Annotated in this window: 14 protein-coding genes and 2 tRNA genes; 11 read left to right on the top strand and 5 right to left on the bottom strand. The window is 64.7% G+C overall.

Annotation, left to right across the window (positions count from 1 at the left end):
• Nucleotides 1–65: 65 nt before the first annotated feature.
• The 3 genes from M9H71_RS07480 to M9H71_RS07470 are packed head-to-tail and all read left to right on the top strand — an operon-like array spanning nucleotide 66 to nucleotide 7037.
• Nucleotides 66–3191, top strand: coding sequence for an efflux RND transporter permease subunit (locus M9H71_RS07480; RefSeq protein ID WP_455404424.1), 3126 nt, complete (start codon nucleotides 66–68; stop codon nucleotides 3189–3191).
• A complete protein-coding gene (locus M9H71_RS07475) occupies nucleotides 3191–6298 on the top strand; it encodes an efflux RND transporter permease subunit (protein ID WP_455404423.1) in 3108 nt (1035 codons plus the stop codon). Before M9H71_RS07480 ends, M9H71_RS07475 begins: the two co-directional genes overlap by 1 nt.
• 7 nt (nucleotides 6299–6305) lie before the next feature.
• On the top strand, nucleotides 6306–7037 hold the full coding sequence (locus M9H71_RS07470) for a tRNA-uridine aminocarboxypropyltransferase (RefSeq protein ID WP_455404422.1): 732 nt from the start codon (nucleotides 6306–6308) through the stop codon (nucleotides 7035–7037).
• A gap of 150 nt (nucleotides 7038–7187) precedes the next feature.
• On the opposite strand, the gene M9H71_RS07465 is transcribed toward M9H71_RS07470, so the two are convergent.
• Nucleotides 7188–7261 (bottom strand) — tRNA-Cys (locus tag M9H71_RS07465).
• Nucleotides 7262–7443: 182 nt separating this feature from the next.
• Between M9H71_RS07465 and M9H71_RS07460 the strand changes: the two genes are divergently transcribed.
• Together M9H71_RS07460 and M9H71_RS07455 are read left to right on the top strand one after the other, a co-directional pair.
• Complete coding sequence (locus tag M9H71_RS07460) at nucleotides 7444–8913, top strand: MBOAT family O-acyltransferase (protein ID WP_455404421.1); 1470 nt, start codon at nucleotides 7444–7446, stop codon at nucleotides 8911–8913.
• A gap of 2 nt (nucleotides 8914–8915) precedes the next feature.
• The gene (locus tag M9H71_RS07455) at nucleotides 8916–10049 is read left to right on the top strand and encodes an alginate O-acetyltransferase AlgX-related protein (RefSeq protein ID WP_455404420.1); all 1134 of its coding nucleotides are present in this window, start codon (nucleotides 8916–8918) and stop codon (nucleotides 10047–10049) included.
• A gap of 14 nt (nucleotides 10050–10063) precedes the next feature.
• On the opposite strand, the gene M9H71_RS07450 is transcribed toward M9H71_RS07455, so the two are convergent.
• From M9H71_RS07450 to M9H71_RS07440, 3 genes are all read right to left on the bottom strand, one after another.
• Complete coding sequence (locus tag M9H71_RS07450) at nucleotides 10064–10240, bottom strand: hypothetical protein (protein WP_455404419.1); 177 nt, start codon at nucleotides 10238–10240, stop codon at nucleotides 10064–10066.
• A 186-nt stretch (nucleotides 10241–10426) separates the two neighbouring features.
• On the bottom strand, nucleotides 10427–10816 hold the full coding sequence (locus M9H71_RS07445; protein WP_455404578.1) for a hypothetical protein: 390 nt from the start codon (nucleotides 10814–10816) through the stop codon (nucleotides 10427–10429).
• A 175-nt stretch (nucleotides 10817–10991) separates the two neighbouring features.
• A tRNA-Asn gene (locus M9H71_RS07440) sits at nucleotides 10992–11066 on the bottom strand.
• Nucleotides 11067–11318: 252 nt separating this feature from the next.
• Here M9H71_RS07440 and M9H71_RS07435 point away from each other — a divergent pair.
• The 4 genes from M9H71_RS07435 to M9H71_RS07420 all read left to right on the top strand — a co-directional run bounded on the left by M9H71_RS07435 (nucleotide 11319) and on the right by M9H71_RS07420 (nucleotide 17690).
• The gene (locus M9H71_RS07435; protein WP_455404418.1) at nucleotides 11319–11984 is read left to right on the top strand and encodes a protein-L-isoaspartate O-methyltransferase family protein; all 666 of its coding nucleotides are present in this window, start codon (nucleotides 11319–11321) and stop codon (nucleotides 11982–11984) included.
• A gap of 209 nt (nucleotides 11985–12193) precedes the next feature.
• Nucleotides 12194–13585, top strand: coding sequence for a TolC family outer membrane protein (locus M9H71_RS07430; protein WP_455404417.1), 1392 nt, complete (start codon nucleotides 12194–12196; stop codon nucleotides 13583–13585).
• A 293-nt stretch (nucleotides 13586–13878) separates the two neighbouring features.
• Nucleotides 13879–14661, top strand: coding sequence for a PopZ family protein (locus M9H71_RS07425; RefSeq protein ID WP_455404416.1), 783 nt, complete (start codon nucleotides 13879–13881; stop codon nucleotides 14659–14661).
• Nucleotides 14662–14816: 155 nt separating this feature from the next.
• Nucleotides 14817–17690: a valine--tRNA ligase gene (locus M9H71_RS07420; RefSeq protein ID WP_455404415.1), complete on the top strand. Its 2874-nt coding sequence runs from the start codon at nucleotides 14817–14819 to the stop codon at nucleotides 17688–17690.
• 174 nt (nucleotides 17691–17864) lie between these two features.
• Here M9H71_RS07420 and M9H71_RS07415 read toward each other — a convergent pair whose 3' ends face one another.
• Nucleotides 17865–18485 carry a DNA-3-methyladenine glycosylase gene (locus tag M9H71_RS07415; protein WP_455404414.1) on the bottom strand — a complete coding sequence of 207 codons (621 nt, stop codon included), beginning with the start codon at nucleotides 18483–18485 and terminating at the stop codon, nucleotides 17865–17867.
• Between the two features lie 158 nt (nucleotides 18486–18643).
• Between M9H71_RS07415 and lipA the strand changes: the two genes are divergently transcribed.
• Both lipA and M9H71_RS07405 read left to right on the top strand, forming a co-directional pair.
• Entirely contained in the window at nucleotides 18644–19603 is a 960-nt protein-coding gene (lipA, locus tag M9H71_RS07410) for a lipoyl synthase (protein ID WP_455404413.1), read from the top strand.
• A gap of 9 nt (nucleotides 19604–19612) precedes the next feature.
• Nucleotides 19613–20086, top strand: a complete 474-nt coding sequence (locus M9H71_RS07405) for a type II toxin-antitoxin system RatA family toxin (RefSeq protein ID WP_455404412.1) — start codon at nucleotides 19613–19615, stop codon at nucleotides 20084–20086.
• The last annotated feature ends 139 nt before the right edge of the window (nucleotides 20087–20225 follow it).

Below are 20225 nucleotides of genomic sequence, written 5' to 3'. Positions count from 1 at the left end.
TGTCCGCGCAGCGGCGGCGGACATCAGAGTGCGAGACGTCAGTACGCAACGCTGAGGTGAGTTTTATGGGCGTATCCGAGCCGTTCATCCGCCGTCCGATCGCGACCTCGCTGCTCGGCGTGGCGCTGATGATCGGCGGTCTGCTCGGCTATATCGCACTTCCGGTGTCGGCGCTGCCGCAGGTCGACTTTCCGACCGTGCAGGTGACGACGCAATTGCCGGGCGCGAGCCCCGACGTCGTGGCGTCGCTGATCACCGCACCTTTGGAGCGGCAGCTCGGCCAAATTCCGTCACTGACCGCGATGACCTCGACCTCGTCGTTCGGCGTCAGCCAGGTGTCGCTGCAGTTCGACCTCAACCGCGACATCGACGGAGCCACCCAGGACGTGCAGGCGGCGATCAACGCGGCGGCCGGCATCCTGCCCAAGAATCTGCCGTATCCGCCGGTCTACGCCAAAGTGAACCCGGCGGACGCCCCGGTGATGACGCTGGCGCTGACGTCGAACACGGTGTCGCTGCGCAACATGAGCGATCTTGCGGACACGCTGATGGCGCAGCGGCTGGCGCAGATCTCAGGCGTCGGCCGGGTCTCGGTGCTCGGTGGTCTGAAGCCCGCCGTGCGGGTGCAGGCCGATCTCGCGCGGCTCGCCGCCTACGGCATCTCAATGGAGGATTTGCGCACCGCGATCGCCAACGCCAACGTGTCGGGGCCGAAAGGCTCGCTCGACGGCGCGCAGCAGGCCTACACCATCGCCGCCAACGACCAGATTGCCGCGGCCGACGCTTACCGGCCGATCATCGTCGCCTATCGCAACGGCTCGCCGGTGACGATCGGCGACGTCGCGCAGATCGTCGACGGGCTGGAGAACGAACGGACCGGCGCCTGGTACCAAGGCGCGCCTTCGGTGATCCTGGACATTCAGCGTCAGCCTGGCGCCAACGTCATTGATGTCGTCAAGGGCATCCGCGCCGAAATCCCGCGGATTCAGCGACTGGTGCCGGCCGGCGTCAAGCTCACCGTGGTCAGCGACCGCACCGAGACGATCCGCGCCTCGGTTCACGACGTCCAGTTCACGCTGCTGCTCAGCGTCGTGCTGGTGACACTGGTGGTTCTGCTGTTCCTGCGTTCGATGCGCGCGACGATCATTGCCGGCGTGGCGTTGCCGTTGTCGCTGATCACCAGCTTCGGCGTGATGTATTTCATGGGCTTCAGCCTCGACAACCTGTCGCTGATGGCACTGACGATCGGCACCGGCTTCGTGGTCGACGACGCCATCGTGATGATCGAGAACATCGTCCGCCACATGGAGGACGGCGAAAGCCCGATGCAGGCGGCCCTGAAAGGGGCCAGCGAGATCGGCTTCACCGTGATCTCGCTGACCATGTCGCTGATCGCTGTGTTCATCCCGCTGCTGTTCATGTCGGGACTGGTCGGGCGGATGTTCCGCGAATTCGCGCTGACACTGACGATCGCCGTCGTGACATCCGCGATCGTATCGTTGACGCTGACGCCGATGATGTGCTCGCGGCTGCTCAAGCACGCCCGCGAGGAGCGGCAGGTGCCCGGGCTTGCCACCATCACGGCCTGGATCGACCGCGGCGCCGAGGCCTATCACCGCAGCCTGCTATGGGTGCTGAAGCATCAGCGCGCCACGCTGGTGGTGACGTTCCTGACCATCGCGGCGACGCTGGTACTGTATGTGATCGCGCCGAAGGGATTTCTGCCGTTGCAGGACACCGCCTCGATCACTGCGGTGACGGAAGCGGGGCCGGCGGTCTCGTTCGCCGAGATGAAAGCGCGGCAGATCGAGACCGCCAAGGCGATCGAAGCCGATCTCGACGTCGTCGGCGTGGTCTCGGTGATCGGTGCCGGAGCGGTCAATCCCACGCCGAATGTCGGCCGGCTGGTGCTGACGCTGAAGCCGCGTGGCGACCGCAAATCCGACGTCGGCGAGGTGATCGAACGGCTGAAGCAGCGCGTCGCCGGCATTCCCGGCATGACGGTGTATTTCCAGGCCGTCCAGGACGTGCAGATTTCCACCCAATCCAGCCGCTCGCAATATCAGTACACGCTGACCGCGACCGACGCGGCGCTGCTGTCGCAATGGGCCAATCGGTTACTCGGCGAGCTGCGCCGCGATCCGCTGTTCCGCGACGTTTCGACCGAGGCTCAGGAAGGCGGCTTGCGCGCCGCGCTCACGGTCAACCGCGAGCGTGCCGGTCAGCTCGGCGTCAGCATCCAAGCGGTCAACGACACGCTCAACGACGCCTTCGCGCAGCGGCAGATCTCGACGATCTACGGTCAGGCCAACCAGTACCGCGTGGTGCTCGAGGCAATGCCGATCTATCAGCAGGATCCGTCGATCCTGTCCAAGCTGTACGTGCCCGGTACTGCGGGCGCCCAGGTGCCGATCTCGGCGGTCGCCGAGTTGAAGCGCACCATCGCGCCGCTGGCGATCTCGCACCAGGCGCAGTTCCCGTCCGTCGCGATGAGCTTCAACCTCGCGCCTGATGCTTCGCTCGGCGAAGCGCTGAACGAGATCAAGGCGATCGAGAAACGGATCGGAATGCCGGGCAGCATCGTCGGCGTGTTCTACGGCGATGCCGCCGAGTTCTCCAAGGCGCTCGACGGCCAGCCGTGGCTGATCCTGGCTGCGATCGTCGCGATCTACATCGTGCTCGGTGTGCTGTACGAGAGCTACATCCACCCGATCACCATCCTGTCGACGCTGCCTTCGGCCGGCGTCGGCGCCATCCTTGCCTTGATGCTGTTCGGCCAGGATCTGTCGGTGATCGGGCTGATCGGCATCATCCTCTTGATGGGCATCGTCAAGAAGAACGCCATCATGATGATCGACTTCGCGCTCGAAGCCGAGCGAGGACGTGGGATGTCGTCCTACGAGGCGATCGTGGAGGCCTGCCGGCTTCGGTTCCGGCCGATCATGATGACGACGCTGGCGGCGCTGTTCGGCGCGCTGCCGCTCGCGGTGGAAAGCGGCACCGGTTCAGAGCTGCGGTTTCCGCTCGGCATCTCGATCATCGGCGGTCTGCTGCTCAGCCAGTTGCTGACGCTGTACACCACGCCAGTGATCTATCTGGCGCTCGACCGGATCAATCGAAAGCTGGAACGGGCGCTGCCACCGGTCCCGCCGGCGACGCCGTCCCCGCCACTGGCCGGGGAGACGCGCTGATGGCGTCCATGTCCGCCCCGTTCATCCGGCGGCCGGTCGGCACGACGCTGCTGGCAATCGGATTGTTTTTGGTCGGCATGGTGGCTTATGCGGTGCTGCCGGTGGCGGCGCTGCCCAACGTCGATTTCCCGATGATCATGGTGCAGGCGTCGCGGCCCGGCGCAGCCCCGTCGGTGATGGCCGCGACGGTTGCGGCGCCGCTGGAGCGTCGACTCGGCGAGATCGCCGGCCTCGACCAGATCACCTCGACGAGTTCGCTGGGCACCACCCGGATTCAGTTGCAGTTCTCGATCGGCCGCAACATCGACAGTGCCGCGCGCGACGTCCAGGCGGCGATCAACGCCGCGGTCAGCGACCTGCCGACCGACCTGCCGACACTGCCTAAGTTTCGCAAGTTCAACTCCGCGGCGGCGCCGGTCTACATCCTGGCGCTGACCTCGAAGACGATGCCGGCCAGCGCCATCTACGACGTGGCCGACACGGTGCTGGCGCAGCGGATTTCGCAGGTGCCGGGTGTGGGCGAAGTCACGGTGTCCGGTGCCGACCAGCCCGCGGTGCGGATTGCGCTCAATCCGGTGGCGCTCTCCAATGCCGGCATCTCGACCGACGATGTCCGTGCCGCGATCGTCGCCGCCAATCCGGTCGGCCCGGTCGGCTCGTTCGACGGGCCGCGGCTGACCGAGACGCTGTCGACCAATCCGCAGATGCGCACCGCGGAGCAGTTCCGCAGCATCGTGATCAAGAGCGACGCCAACGGCACGGTGCGGCTCTCGGACGTCGCCGCCGTCAGCGATGCGACCCGCAACGCCCGCACCATCGCCTGGTTCAACAAGCAGCCGGCGGTGATCATGCAGATCACCAAGCAGGGCGACGCTAACGTCATCGAGACGATCGACCGGGTCAAGGCGTTGCTGCCCGAGCTGAAGCAGTGGATTCCGGCCGGCGTCGACATCTCGGTGCTGGCCGACCGCACCGGCACGATCCGGGCCAGCGTCGATGACATGCAATGGACGCTGCTCGCGACCGCGATCCTGGTGATGGTGGTTGTTCTTCTGTTTTTGCGCAGGCTGACGCCGACCATCGCCGCCGGCGTGTCGGTGCCGTTGGCACTGGCCGGCACTTGCGCCGGCATGTGGATCAGCGGGTTTTCGATCAACAACCTGTCGCTGATGGCGCTTGCGATCGCGGTCGGCTTCGTCGTCGACGACGCCATCGTGATGATCGAGAATATGTACCGCAACCTCGAGCGCGGCATGGCGCCGCTGCCGGCAGCGCTGGAGGGAGCCCGGCAGATCGGATTTACGGTGCTGTCGATCAGCCTGTCGCTGGTCGCCGCGTTTGCGCCGCTGATCTTCATGGATGGGTTGATCGGCCGGCTGCTGCGCGAGTTCTCGCTGACGCTGACCTTCGCCATCGTGGTCTCGACCGTGGTGTCGCTGACGGTGACACCGATGATCTGTGCGCATTACATCCGCGCCGAGGAATCCCCGAAGCAGAACTGGTTCGATCGTGTGGTCGAGGGCGCCCTGAGTCGGATCGTCGGTTTCTATGCCTGGACGCTGCGCGCGGTGCTGGCGGTGCCGTGGGTGACGATGGTGGTGTTCGTCGCCACCATCGCGCTCACCGTCACGCTGTATATCAAAGTGCCGAAGGGATACTTCCCGATCGACGATTCGGGCTTCGTCATCGGTTCGACCCGCGCGTCCGCCGATATCTCGTTTCAGTCGATGCGCAAGCTGCAGGAACAGCTCGCCGACATCGTGATGGCGGATCCGGCGGTGGCGGGCGTTGGTTCGGTGCTCGGGGGCGGCGGACCGGGGGGCGGAGGCTCGAACCGCGGCACGATGTTCATCAACCTCAAGCCAAACGCCGAACGGGAGGGCATCACCACCCAGATGGTGATCGATCGGCTGCGCCGACAGCTCAGCCGTGTCGCCGGGATCAGGCTGTTCATGTTCGCGGCGCAGGATCTGCGTGGCGGCGGCCGGTCGAGCGAGTCCAACTACCAGTACACGCTGAGCAGTCCGGATCTCGATCTCTTGCAGAAATGGGCGCCGATCGTCGCCAAAAGAATGCAGACCGTCGAGGGGATCACCGACGTCACCAGTGATCGGGACGACGGCGGACTGCAACTGACGCTGTCGATCGACCGCACCATGGCGGCCCGGCTCGGCGTCAAGATTCAGGACATCGACAACGCGCTCAACAATGCGTTCTCGCAGCGGCAGATCGCCACGATCTACACCCAGCGCAACCAGTATCAGGTGGTGCTGGAGATCGACCCGAAGTTTCAGACCGATCCGACCGATCTGAAACGGATCTACGTCGACAGTTCTAGCGGCGATCAGGTGCCGCTGTCGGCGGTGGTGCGTGCCGAACGCGGGCTGGCGGCGCTTGCGGTCGCTCATACCCAGGGCGTGCCGTCGACCACGGTGTCGTTCAACACGCTGCCCGACGTGCCGCTGCAGGAGGCGACCGGGAACATTCAGCGGGCGGTCGACGAGCTGCATATGCCGGAAGGCATCCGCGGTTCGTTCGACGGCAATGCCGGCGATTTCCGCGCTACTTCGAACAAGCAGCCGCTGCTGATCCTGGCGGCGTTCATCGCGATGTACATCGTGCTCGGCGTGCTCTACGAGAGCCTCGCGCATCCGCTGACGATCATCTCGACGCTGCCGTCGGCGGGACTCGGCGCGCTGCTGGCGCTGCTGGTCACCGGCACCGAGCTGACGGTGATCGCCTTCGTCGGCATCATCATGTTGATCGGCATCGTCAAGAAGAACGGGATCATGATGGTGGACTTCGCGCTCGAGGCCGAACGCGATCGCGGACTGTCTTCCGCCGAAGCGATCTTCGAGGCCTGCATCGTGCGTTTCCGGCCGATCCTGATGACCACGCTGGCGGCGCTGTTCGCGGCGATTCCGCTGGTGGTCGCGGTCGGCCCCGGCACCGAGCTGCGGCGGCCACTCGGCATCACCATCATCGGCGGATTGTTCGTGTCGCAGGTGCTGACGTTGTATACGACGCCGGTAATCTATTTGTTGATCGACCGGGTGCGGCAGCGGCGCTGGCGCCGCGGCGCGCCGGCCGCAGTGCCGGCGGAGTAGGGACGAGATGACGACCGAACACGACACCCATGCCGCAGAGCGCGGCGCGCCGGAGCCGGAGTGTGCTCGCTGCGGTAAGCCGCTGCCGCTGTGCATTTGCGACACGGTCGAGCCGATCCCCAGCCGGATTCAGCTTCTGATTCTGCAGCATCCGCAGGAGCAGGACCGTGCGCTCGGCACCGCGCGGCTGACCGCGCAGCATTTCAAGAACGCCGTGGTCCGAATCGGGCTGTCGTGGCCGAGCCTGTCCAAGGCGCTCGGCCGCACCGTGCATGATCCGTCGCGCTGGGCGGTGCTGTATCTCGGCTCCGCCCGCGCGGCCGAACTGGCCGAGGGGCGGGAGATCCTCGCGGTCGACGCCAAGGGGCAACCCGAGCCGTATCAGGACATGATCCTCGACGAGATCGAGGGCGTGGTGCTGCTGGACGGCACCTGGAGCCAAGCCAAGGCGCTGTGGTGGCGCAACGCCTGGATGCTGAAATGTCAGCGGGTGATTCTCGATCCCGCGGCGCCGTCGCGTTACGGCCGCCTGCGCAAGGAGCCGCGCCGCGACGGGCTGTCGACGCTGGAAGCCGCCGCGATGCTGCTGTCGCGGCTGGAGCATCGCCCAGACATCGAGACCGTCTTGCTGTCGGCTTTCGACCGGATGCTGGCGCGGTTCAAGCAGGTGCAGGCCGAGCGGCCAGATTTGGCGCCGAAGCCGAAGAAGCGCGATTGGCGGCGCAAGCGGCGCGGGTGAGCGGGCAGGCGCTCGCCGGACGCGATCACATCGCCACAGATCGTCGAGTGCGGGGGGCGTGCGCAACACGATTCCGCGCGCATCGACGCTTGCCTCGACGCAGGTTCCCGTCGAGTCTCCGGAAGATCGGCTAAGTGTTTGATTGGAAAGTGGAGGCCACGACCAGAATTGAACTGGTGTACACGGTTTTGCAGACCGTTGCGTAACCACTCCGCCACGTGGCCCCACGCGGCGAACTCTTATACGGACGGACGGCGATAGGCAACCGCCGCACAGCGCGTTGCGCTGGGGACAGAGGCGCCCTTGAACAATCGGGGGCGGTCGCGCAAGGAGAAGACGCACCAAAGGACGGGGCGGTGATGCCGAGGCGCGACTGCAGGAACTGGGAAGCGAGGGCGATGGCCTGATGCTGTTCAGTTCGCCTGTGTTCCTGTTCCTGTTCATGCCGCTGCTGCTCCTGGTCTACTGGAGCGTGCCGCGGCCGCTTCGCAACAGCGTGCTCTTGGTCGCCAGTCTGGTGTTCTATGCCTGGGGCGAGCGGTTCTTCGCGCTGGTGATGCTGGGGTCGATTTTCGGCAACTGGCTGCTCGGGCTGGCGCTCGATGCCCTGACGGACCCGGGCCGGCGCAAGCTGGTGGTGGCCGCCGCTGTGGTGCTGAACATCGGCCTGCTGGCGGTGTTCAAGTATTCAGAATTCCTGATCACGAACCTCAACGCGCTGCTTGAGACGGTGGGAATCGCGCCGGTCAGCGTGGTGGCGCCGCATCTGCCGCTCGGGATTTCGTTCTTCACCTTCCACGCGCTGTCCTACGTGATCGACGTCTATCGCGGCGTTGCCCGGGCACAGCGGCGGCCGGTCGACTTTGCCCTCTACATCGCATTCTTTCCGCAACTGATCGCCGGCCCGATCATCCGCTACCACGACATCTCCGACCAGCTCCGGCGCCGGCCGGTGACGCTCGAACTGGCGGCTTCCGGGATCGAGCGTTTCCTCGCCGGTTTCGGCAAGAAGATGCTGCTGGCCAATCCGCTCGGCGAGGTCGCCGACCGTATCTTCGCGCTGCCGGCGGCCGATCTCAGCCCGGGCGCGGCCTGGCTCGGCTTGCTTTGCTATACCTTGCAGATCTATCTCGATTTCTCGGCCTATTCGGACATGGCGATCGGGTTGGCGCGGCTGTTCGGCTTCACCTTCCTGGAGAATTTCAACTATCCGTATCTGTCGCAGTCACTGCAGGAGTTCTGGCGGCGCTGGCACATCTCGCTGTCGAATTGGCTGCGCGACTATCTCTACATCCCGCTGGGCGGCAACCGCGTCGCGCCGTGGCGGGTGTACATCAATCTCGCCACGGTGTTCCTGCTGTGCGGTCTGTGGCACGGCGCCAACTGGACGTTCGTGGTGTGGGGGCTGATCCACGGCCTGTTCCTGATCTTCGAACGGCTGGGATTGGCGTCGGCGCTGGCGCGGATGCCGCGGCCGGTGCGGCATCTCTACACACTCGCCGTGGTGTCGCTGGCGTGGGTGTTCTTCCGCGCCACGGATCTTTCGCACGCGATCATCTATTTGAGGGCGATGGCCGGCTTCGGCGCGGGTTGGTCGCTCGATTTCCTTGGCGATATCGATCCGCTGGTGGTGATCTGCCTGGTGATGGGGAGCCTCGCGAGCGCAGCGGTGTTTAGTCCGCTGACAGCGGATTGGCGATTGCGCCGCCACCAGAGTCAGGGGCGGGTGGATGCCGACGTCCGCACTCTGCAGATCGGACAGGATGGCGCCGTGATGATGGCCGGCAGGCTGATTGTTCTGTTGACGATCGGCCTGCTCGCCGGCAGCCAGGTCGCGGCCGGCACCTACAATCCGTTCATCTACTTCCGGTTCTAGCGATGCAGCGAGCCTCATTCAGCGCGCGACTCTACAGCGGCGCCCTGGTCGGCCTGGTGATGGCATTCTCGTTCACGTCGCTGATCGCGATGGCGTTCAAGCACGCCGAGATCAGCATCGGAGAGAACCGCGCGCTGACGCAGATTCCGGGATGGCCGCGCACGGCTGCGGAGTGGGACAGCTTTCCGGAGCGGTTCGACGCGTATTTCAACGACAATTTCGGCTTGCGGAAGCTGCTGCTGCGGCTGAATTCGAACTTCACCACGGTGATGCTGGGGCGTTCGCCGTCGGACAAGGTGGTGTTCGGCAAGGACGACTGGCTGTTCTACGCTGGCGACAATTCGATCGAGCTGTATCGCAATCAGCGCCCGCTGAGTTCGCTGCAGCTCGACAACACCCGCAGAGCTCTGGCGCTGCGGATGCGCCCGCTGCAGGTCGCGAACCGGCCGTATCTGTTCGTCGTGGTGCCGGACAAGCACACGATCTACCGGGAGGAGATGCCGGCCTACATGTCACGGCGCGATCCGCCGTCGCAGCTCGATCAGGTTGGGACGATGGCCGAAAAGGAACATCTGCCGGTGCTCGATCTGCGCGCGACGCTGCGGCAGGGCAAGGCGGATGGACAGGTGTACTTCAAGGACGACTCGCACTGGACCGACTGGGGTGCCTATCTCGGCTATCGCCGCATCATGGCTGCGCTGCCGCTGCCCAATCTGGCGGTGATCGATCTCGACACGACGCAGTTTGCGGTCGCTTCGGAGCATGCAGGCGATCTTGCCGGCATGGCAGGACTGACGCGGCGGGAGGCGACGCGGACGTCGGCAATGCTACCCGATCGCTGTGCCTTCACGGCGACAGCTTCCGAGCCGGTCGGCGACGATATGTCGATGCAGCGGACGTTCTGTCCGCAGGCGCGGCATAAGATCATGTTCATCGGCGATTCTTTCACCGAAGGCCTGATCAAGTATCTGTCGCGAAGCTTCGGGGAAGTGGTCTATGTCGCCCGGTCCGGATTCAAGCCGTCACGGGAGATCATACCGCTGATCGAACGCGAGAGGCCGGATCTGGTGATCGAAGAGCTGGCGGAGCGACATCTGGATTCGCTGGCGGACACTGTCTCGCAGGACGCTCGTTAGGTCTGCGGACGCTGTCAGCAGGAGGCGTACCAATCGGACGGAAACGGCAGCAGCGGCCATTCGACCGAATTGTCGTTCGCGGCGCGGCGCATCGTCGCCACGACGTTGGGACGCACGATGTTGTCCTGCGCGGTTTCCGCGACGGCGTCGCTGATGGATTCCAGCAGCATATTGTATTCGGCTTCGCTCATGGTTCGGCTCCCCTGTCCGAACCGGAGTGTGACAAGAACTGTTGTGAGCCCTGTTGAGCGGATCGTTCGAATTTTATCGATCGGCCATTTTGTTCGGAACTTCGCAAAGCCGATCGCGAGTCGCGATGCCACGGCAAAGCCGCCCCCGAACGGAGGCGGCTAGGCTCGGCGCTTCAGATCAGGCGCTTATTGGCAGAGATGCATGCGTCCGTCTTCGCCGCGGAACGTCGTGCCGGGAAGACAGACGAAGCCGTTACGCGCCGCATAGCTGCGCATGTCGTAGTCGCCCTGATATCCGGCCTGGAACGGCGCCGTTGCGATCGCGCCGGCCGCTCCGATGGCGCCGCCGACCACACCTGCGGCTACCTGACCAGGCCAGAACGCGTTGCTGTCACGCCATTGACGATTCTGCGACCAGCGGTCCTGATCGGAACGATGCTGGTACGCATGGTGACGCTGCATGTCCGAGCCGTAGTGCTGCCCGCGGTGCTGAATCGGCTGCTGCGCCGATGCGGCGGTCGTCAGGGCCACAGCGCCCGCGAACACAGCGGCTGCAAACGTTGTCGATTTGAACATCTTGGTCTCCTTCGTTGGATCGCGTTGGCGCAACGTGCGCCAGCGCGAGAACGTTCCAGGAAGGATGCCAGGATGGGTCACACCGGCGTGACAGCCGGGCCTGCAAAGAGGCGAGGGCTGCGACCATATCTCGGTCGAGCCGGGCTTGTCTTGCAGCGCTGGTGGTAAATGGAAGTGGCTCCCCGGGCCGGATTCGAACCAGCGACCAACCGGTTAACAGCCGGTTGCTCTACCACTGAGCTACCAGGGAACATGCGAAGCGTTGCTTCGCGGGCAGCGTATAACAAAGCCGTTCAGCGTTGAAAAGCAGAAATCGGTCGATCGACACCGGCCGTTTCCGCCGCAACGCTGCGGCGAGCCGCCGTGACGGCGAGGGCTATGTAGGGGATATGGAGCCCGGCGTGAAGCCCCCATGACACCAAATCTGTGAACGGCGCGGCCAGTTGCGTTTTGAAGCGCGTTGCAGCATGGATGACGCGGGTTTCATCGCAGGGGATCGAGGATGTTGGAATTCGAGCGCGCGCGGCAAAACATGGTCGATGGCCAAATTCGGCCTGCCAGCGTGACGGATTGGCGAATCATCGATGCAATGCGGTCGCTGCGGCGCGAAGCGTTCGTTCCCGAGGCGAAGCGCGAGTTGGCGTATCTCGATCTCGATCTGGAGATCGTCGGAGGCGACGGTCGCAAGCACTTCCTTCTCAATCCGATCATGACCGCGCGCATGATGCAGGCTGCAGAGCTCACCCGGGAGGATCGCATTCTCGTGGTCGGCTGTCCGACCGGTTACGTCGCGGCGGTCGCGTCCAAGCTCGGGGACCGGGTCACAACGACCATCGATGACGAGACGCTGGCGCAGCAAATGCGTTCGACGCTGGCTGCGCTGGGTCTTTCCAACATCAATGTCAGGGTTGCCGAGGCGACCCGGGGCGATCTGCACGACGCGCCGTTCGACGCCATTCTGCTGTGTGGTGGAACCGAGGTCGAGCCGAGCACTCTGTATGAGCAGCTCAAGCTCGGTGGCCGGTTGGTCGGCGCCTTTGCTGATGGTGGGCCGCAGCGGGTTACCGTCGTGACTAGGTCTGTCGGTGACTTTGGGACCCGCGTTTTGTTCGACGCGTTCGTGCCTGTGCTGCCCGGAATGGAGCGGCCCGCGGCCTTCGTGTTCTGACTGAAACTAGGCAAATTCTGCTGAGGAATCATACCTGTGGCGCGAATGCCCCAGCTCGGGAGTTTTGCTTCTCTCGCGTTCCGAGGGGTTTCTTAAGTCGCTGCCGTGGCTTATGGTGAGGATAGACTTACCGGTTTTTCGGCGCTTGCCAGGGTGCGAGGCGGCTTCGGTTCCGGTGCGGGGAAAAGTGTAGGATTGGATTGCCAGACATGGATGGGTTCAAGCGAGTCTCCGGCCTTGTCGTTGCCGGCGTCGTTCTGGTGTGCGCACCTCATGCGGTGGCTCACGCCGAAACCATCGAGGCTGCGCTGATCCGCGCCTATCAGAACAATCCCCAGCTCAACGCACAACGAGCATCGGTCCGCGCCACCGACGAATCAGTGCCGCAGGCGCTGTCCGGCTATCGCCCGAAAGTCGCTGTCACGGCGTCGGGCGGATATCAATACACAGATGCGATCTCGAACCTCGCAGGTAACCAATTCAAACTGTCCGGCACGCAGATCCCTCGATCGGTCGGTGTGACCGCGTCTCAGACGCTGTTCAATGGCAATCAGACGGCGAACCGCACGCGTGCCGCCGAGAGTCAGGTGTCCGCTGCCCGCGAAGGGTTGCGGGTGCTGGAGCAGTCGGTGCTGTTGTCTGCGGCCACCATCTACATGGACTATCTGCGGGATTCGGCGACGCTCGAAGTCCAGCGGACCAACGTGCGTGTGCTCGATCAGACGCTGCGGCAAACCAACGATCGCTTCAATGTCGGCGAAGTGACCCGGACTGACGTGGCGCAGTCTCAGGCTCAGCTCGCGGCCGGCAATACCCAGCAACTCGCCGCCGAATCGACGCTCACCACCACACGGTCGAACTATCGCCGCATCATCGGCAACGAGCCCGGCAATCTCGCGCCCGGCTCGCCGGTCGATCGTTTTCTGCCGAGCACGTTGGCGCAGGCGATCAATCTGGCGCTGGTCGAGAACCCGAACGTCACAGCAGCGATGTACGGCATCGACGTCAGCCATCTCAATGTGAAGATCAACGAGGGTGCGCTGTTTCCCACGCTGACGCTGCAGGCCAGCGCGCAGCAATCTTGGGAACCGTCGATCTCATCGCCGCGTCAGTTCCAGGCTTCGGGCGTGGCCCAGCTCTCGATCCCGATCTACCAGGGCGGCGGTGAATACGCCCTGATCCGGCAGTCGAAGGAGACGCTGGCGCAGCAGCGCCTCAACCTCGAGCAGGTGCGCGACCAGACCCGTGCCAGCGTCGTGCAGGCGTGGGGCCAGTTGCAGGCTGCAAAGTCGCAGGTCTCGTCTGCGCAGTCGCAGGTGAAGGCTTCGGAGATCGCGCTCAACGGCGTTCGCGAAGAAGCTCGCGCTGGCCAGCGTACCACGCTCGACGTGTTGAACGCGCAGCAGGCGCTGGTGAATGCCCGCGTCGCGCTGGTGACCGCGCAGCATGACCGCGTGGTGGCGTCCTACGCGGTGCTCAATGCGATTGGTCGGCTGTCGCCGCAGGTGCTCGGCCTGAAGACCAACGTTTATGATCCCAGCGTACACTATCATCAGGTCCGCGACAGTTGGGGCGGAGTTCGGACGCCCGACGGCCGCTGATCGCCGTCCGAGGTGCGGCCCGGGCGTTTGTCCCGGGCGCTTTGCTTGCAAACAACTAATCGGCTGCCTACCGTTGTTCGAGTCGTCGCGACGATTCGCATCGGAAATGCTCCCGTGTTTGGCGGTGCTTGACGTCGTTGCGCGTGGAGTGAACCTCGGGGCGTACCGCAGTTGATGCTGGGGACAAGTCCTGCTTCCAACGTCAAACCTGACGCTACCGATCCGGAACCGGTCTCTCCCGAAGAGCTTTGATGATACAACGCCGGGAAGGGCGTGATGATGTGGAGTCGGAGATGACGCAGCCTGCAAAGGCGCAAGAACCTTCCATGGAGGAGATTCTGGCGTCGATCCGTCGCATCATTGCCGATGACGAAGCAAAGCCCGCGACCCCGGCGCCGACGCCGGTGGCCGTTGCCCCGAAGCCGGAGCCGCCGAAGGCGGCTCCCCCGCCGAGCAAACCCGCGGCCATGACCCCACCTCCGTCTGCACCGAGTCCGGTGGCGCAAGCTGCGCCGCAAAAGCCTGCCGCTGCCGCGCCGAAGCCGGCTCCTCCGCCGACGCCGGCCCCGGCCGAGAGCAACAGCCAGGATGACATCGACGCGTTGCTGGCTGGACTCGATGCCAACACCACCGAGGAAGAGGTGCGCCCGCCACAGCCCGATGGCGACGTTCTCGAATTGACCGACGAGATGGCGCTGCCGGAGCCTGAACCCGAGCCGACGCCTCCTCCGCCGCCACCGTCGCCGGTTCAGAAGGCGCCGATCGAGGACGACATTGAGTTCGCCGAAGCCGCGCCGAAGCCGCGGGCCCCGGAGCCGGCCTATGAACCGCCGCCCGCTCCGTCCTGGAACGAGGAGCCGCAGCAGCCGATCATGTCGCGGACGACGTCCGCTGCGGTGGAATCGGCGTTCAACTCGCTCGCCACCACCGTGCTCAGCAACAATGCCCGCACCCTCGAGGATCTGGTCAAAGAGATGCTGCGGCCGATGTTGAAGTCTTGGCTCGATGACAACCTGCCGACTCTGGTCGAACGGATCGTCCGCCAGGAAATCGAGCGGGTCTCGCGCGGGCGCTGAGCTTCCGCGCGGGGCGGCCAACGTCTCGCCCGATGTCCCGCCCGATCGAATGGACCGGCCATCCATTGTTGACTTGCGGCGCGCCGGAAGGTTTCTAGCCACGTCCAACGAGCGCGTTCGCAGCCCGGCGACGCGCCTTTTTTGATTGCAGCGCCATGATCGAGAAAACCTATCAGCCAGCCGACATCGAGGCCCGCATCGCGCGTGCCTGGGAAGACGCCGAGGCCTTCAAGGCCGGCCGTCCGGAGCGCCGCGACGCTGTCCCGTACTCGATCGTCATTCCGCCGCCGAACGTCACCGGCTCGCTGCACATGGGCCACGCGCTCAACAACACGCTGCAGGACATCCTGTGCCGGTTCGAGCGGATGCGTGGGCGCGACGTGCTGTGGCAACCCGGCACCGACCACGCCGGCATCGCGACCCAGATGGTGGTCGAGCGCCAGTTGATGGAGCGGCAGGAGCCGAGCCGGCGCGAGATGGGCCGGGCCAAGTTCCTGGAGCGGGTGTGGCAGTGGAAGGCCGAGAGCGGTGGCGTCATCGTTAACCAGCTCAAGCGGCTCGGCGCGTCGTGCGACTGGTCGCGCGAGCGCTTCACGATGGACGAGGGGCTGTCTCGCGCCGTCGCCAAGGTGTTCGTCGAGCTGCACCGCCAGGGGCTGATCTACAAGGACAAGCGGCTGGTCAATTGGGATCCGAAGCTGCTGACGGCGATCTCTGATCTCGAAGTTCAGCAGGTCGAGGTGAAGGGCAACCTCTGGCATCTGCGCTATCCGATCGAGGGCAAGACGTTCGATCCGGCCGATCCGTCGAGCTTCATCGTAGTCGCCACCACGCGGCCCGAGACGATGCTGGGCGACAGCGCCGTCGCGGTGAACCCGGAGGACGAGCGCTACACGCATCTCGTCGGCAAGTCTGTCATCCTGCCGCTGGTCGGCCGCCGGATTCCGATCGTCGCCGACGAATATTCCGATCCCGAGAAGGGCACGGGCGCGGTGAAGATCACGCCTGCGCACGACTTCAACGACTTCGAGGTCGGCAAGCGCCATCATCTGCCGCAGATCAACGTGCTCGACATCGAGGGCAAGATATCGGTCGCCGACAACAGCGCCTATCTTGAGGGGCTGCCGGAAGGTGCGCGTGAATTCGCCGAGGAGATCGACGGAGTCGATCGCTTCGTCGCGCGCAAGATGATCGTGGCGCGACTCGACGATTTCGGATTCCTGGAGAAGATCGAGCCCAACGTCCACATGGTGCCGCACGGCGACCGATCCGGCGTGGTGATCGAGCCGTTCCTCACCGACCAATGGTATGTCGACGCCAAGACCTTGGCGCAGCCGGCGATCGCCGCGGTGCGCTCGGGCGAGACGACCTTTGTGCCGAAGAACTGGGAGAAGACCTACTTCGAGTGGATGGAGAACATTCAGCCGTGGTGCATCTCCCGCCAGCTCTGGTGGGGTCATCAGATCCCGGCGTGGTATGGGCCGGATGGCAAGGTGTTCGTCGCCGAGACCGAGGCGGAGGCGGTCGGCAACGCGCTCGGCTATTACGTCGAACAGGAAGTGATCACGCCCGCGCAGGCGCACGACATGGCGGAGGATCCCGCCAAGCGCGAGGGATTCATCACCCGTGACGAGGACGTGCTCGACACCTGGTTCTCGTCGGCGCTGTGGCCGTTCTCGACGCTCGGCTGGCCGGACGAGACGCCCGAGCTCGATCGCTACTACCCGACCGATGTGCTGGTCACCGGCTTCGACATCATCTTCTTCTGGGTCGCCCGGATGATGATGATGGGCCTGCACTTCATGGACGACGTGCCGTTCCCGACCGTCTACATCCACGCCCTCGTCCGCGACGAGAAGGGCGCCAAGATGTCGAAGTCGAAGGGCAACGTCATCGATCCGCTCAACCTGATCGACCAATACGGCGCCGACGCGCTGCGCTTCACGCTGGCCGCGATGGCGGCGCAGGGCCGCGATATCAAGCTCGCGACCTCGCGCGTCGAAGGCTATCGCAACTTCGCCACCAAGCTCTGGAACGCCTGCCGCTTCGCCGAGATGAACGGCTGCGTTGCGCCGGCCGGCTTCGACTACACCGCGGCCAAGGAAACGCTCAACCGCTGGATCGCACACGAGACCGTGCGTGCGGTGCGCGAAGTCACCGAGGCGATCGAATCCTACCGCTTCAACGACGCCGCCGAAGCCGCCTATCGCTTCGTCTGGAACGTGTATTGCGACTGGTATCTCGAACTCGCCAAGCCGGTGCTGATGGGCGAGGAGGGGGCCGCCAAGACCGAGACCCGCGCGATGGTGGCGTGGGCGCGCGACGAGATCCTCAAGATCCTGCACCCGTTCATGCCGTTCATCACCGAAGAGCTGTGGGCGGTGACCGCCCCCCGCGACGGATTGCTGGCGCTGGCGCCGTGGTCGCGCAAGGCCGGGATGTCCGACGAAGAGATGTCGGTGCTGGTTGCGTCGGCCGCGACCGACCCGATGGCGGGGCCGGCCATGCTGGCGATCCCTGAGCCGGTGGCGCCGGACTTCTCCGACGATGCGGCGGAAGCCGAGATCGGCTGGGTGGTCGATCTTGTCACCGCGATCCGATCGGTACGCGCCGAGATGAACATCGTGCCGTCGACCCTGACGCCGCTGGTGCTGGCCGGCGCGTCCGCCGACACCAATTCGCGGGCGAGCCGCTGGAGCGACGTGATCAAGAGGCTGGCGCGGGTCGGCGAGATTTCGTCCGCGGATGCCGCTCCGCAAGGGGCCGTACAGCTTCTGGTGCGCGGCGAGGTGGCGGCGCTGCCGCTCAAGGGCGTTGTCGATTTCGCCGCCGAACAGGCGCGGCTGGAGAAGGAACTCGGCAAGGCCGAAGCCGACATCAAGCGCGCCGAAGCCAAGCTGGCGAACGAGAAGTTCGTCGCCAATGCTGCCGAAGAAGTCGTCGAGGAAGAACGCGAAAAGCGCGAGGCGGCGGTCGCGCGCAAGGTCAAGATCCTCGAAGCGCTGCTTCGGCTCAAGAACGCGAGCTGATACGTATCCGCGCCGGACAGGCGGCACGTATCCCGTAAAAGGTTGTCACCCTCCGCGAATGCGGAGGGACCAGTATTCCAGAGCGGTTTTGTTGAGCCGCAGCACCCTGGAATACTGGGTCGTCCGGACAAGCCGGACGATGACGGTTGTTAGATGTGGTAGCTCTGCTGACTGTCAGCGAGGAAACGCTTTACTGACAAATCGAGAGCCTTTCAGCCCATATCGCCACGGATAATCCGCAGCTTTGGTGATGCCGATACGCGGGCCGGTGGTGATCTCCGGCGTGGTGATCCGGCGATGGATCGCGAACGGTGCGGCATCGAGAGGCAGGCCGTTGTGAGCGATGGTGATGCCGAGGGCCTGCGCCAGCTTGCCGGGGCCGGAACACAGGCTGCGCGGCTCGTCGAGGCCGCGGCGCTTGCGCATCGCCGCGAGGCCGTGGATCGGCTCCAGCGCGCGGATCAGCACCGCACTGGCCGAGCCTTCGGCCTCGCAGACGAAATTCACGCACCAATGGATGCCGTATGAACGGTACACATAGGCATAGCCGGGTGGTCCGAACATCACCGCGTTGCGCGGCGTCTGCCCGCCGAACGAATGCGCCGCCGGGTCGGTGTGGTGATAGGCCTCGACCTCGACGATCACGCCGCCGACGCCATCAAACAGCAGCGTCGCGCCGATAAGCTCCGGCGCCACGTCGTGAACGCTGCGGGCGAAGAACCGGCGTGTCAGCAGCGGGCCGAGGGAGAGGGGTGTTCCGTCCGGCGAGGCTTTCGGAGCGCGGGGCTTGGTCATCTGGGACAGGGACTTGGGCGCCAGAAGGCGTGGCCGGCGCGGGGCGCGATGCTTACAATTCGAGCATTATTCCAAGGGATAACGGCCTGCAAGCGGCCTGGGTTGCGGGACGGGGGCGGCCGGATTAGGTAGGGTTCTCGCTCAAGCTCAGGCAGCCCATGGTCGTTCTCGTCGATACGGTGTCATCCAATCCCGTCCGCCCCCGGCATCCGGAGAAAGCGGCGCGGCCGGATGCGCTGTCGCCGAAGAAGCCCGACTGGATTCGCGTGCGCGCGCCGACCACGCGCGGCTATGGCGAGACCCGCGGCATCGTCAAGGAGCACGGCCTGCACACGGTGTGTGAGGAAGCCGGCTGCCCGAATATCGGCGAGTGCTGGGACAAGAAGCACGCCACCTTCATGATCATGGGGGACACCTGCACCCGGGCCTGCGCGTTCTGCAACGTCAAGACCGGGATGCCGGGCGCGCTCGACGCCAACGAGCCTGCCTATGTGGCCGAGGCGACCCGCAAGCTCGGCCTGCAGCATCTGGTGATTACCTCGGTCGATCGCGACGATCTCGCCGACGGCGGAGCGGCGCATTTCGCCGCCACCATTCGCGCGGTACGTGACGCTTGCCCGACCACGACGATCGAGATCCTGACGCCGGACTTCCTGCGCAAGGACGGTGCGCTAGAAGTAGTGGTCGCGGCCAAGCCGGACGTGTTCAACCACAATCTCGAAACCGTGCCGTCGCGCTATCTGTCGGTACGGCCGGGCGCGCGTTACTTCCATTCGATCCGGCTGCTGCAGCGGGTGAAGGAGCTCGACCCGACGATCTTCACCAAGTCCGGCATCATGGTGGGGCTCGGTGAGGAGCGGCACGAAGTGCTGCAGGTGATGGACGATCTGCGCTCGGCAGAGGTCGATTTCCTCACCATCGGCCAGTATCTGCAGCCGACCCGCAAGCATCACGCCGTGATGCGCTACGTCACGCCGGACGAATTCGACTCCTACGAGAAGACCGCCTTCGCCAAGGGCTTCCTGATGGTGTCGGCGAGCCCGATGACACGTTCGTCGCATCACGCCGGCGACGATTTTGCCAAGCTCCAGGCCGCGCGCGCTGCGCTGGCGCGCTGAGACGCTTCGATGCCGCAGTTTTCCAGCAGGCGCCGGGTGCCGCACAGTGCCGAGCAGATGTTCGACCTCGTTGCCGACGTCGAGCGCTATCCGCAGTTCGTGCCGTTGTGCAAGGCGTTGAGAATCCGCGAGCGCACCCAGCAGCCGGACGGCACCGAGGTCGTGATCGCCGACATGACGGTGTCGTTCAAACTGGTGCAGGAGACCTTCACCAGCCGCGTCACCCTCGATCGCGCCAATCTGAAGATCCTGGTCGAGTATCTGAAAGGTCCGTTTTCCAATCTGGAGAACCGCTGGACCTTCGTGGCCAAGACGGAGCGCGCCTGCGAGGTCGGCTTCTTCATTTCCTACGAATTCAAGAGTCGGATGCTCGCCACCCTGATGGGAGCGATGTTCGACACCGCGTTCCATCGTTTCGCCGAAGCCTTCGAAACCCGTGCCGACCAGATCTACGGCACCGGCCCGAAGCTGTCTCGGGCGTAGTTAGTTTCGTACCGTCATCAGCGTTCCGTCATTGCGAGGAGCGCAGCGACGAAGCAATCCAGGGCTGTGTACTGAGCTGGATTGCTTCGCTCAGCTCGCGATGACGTTGAATACTTGAATAGTCGTCCGTGAACAATTT

The organism is Rhodopseudomonas parapalustris (genome assembly GCF_053772255.1).
Note: the sequence above shows the minus strand (reverse complement) of the source record. Positions and strands in the feature narration are given on the sequence as shown.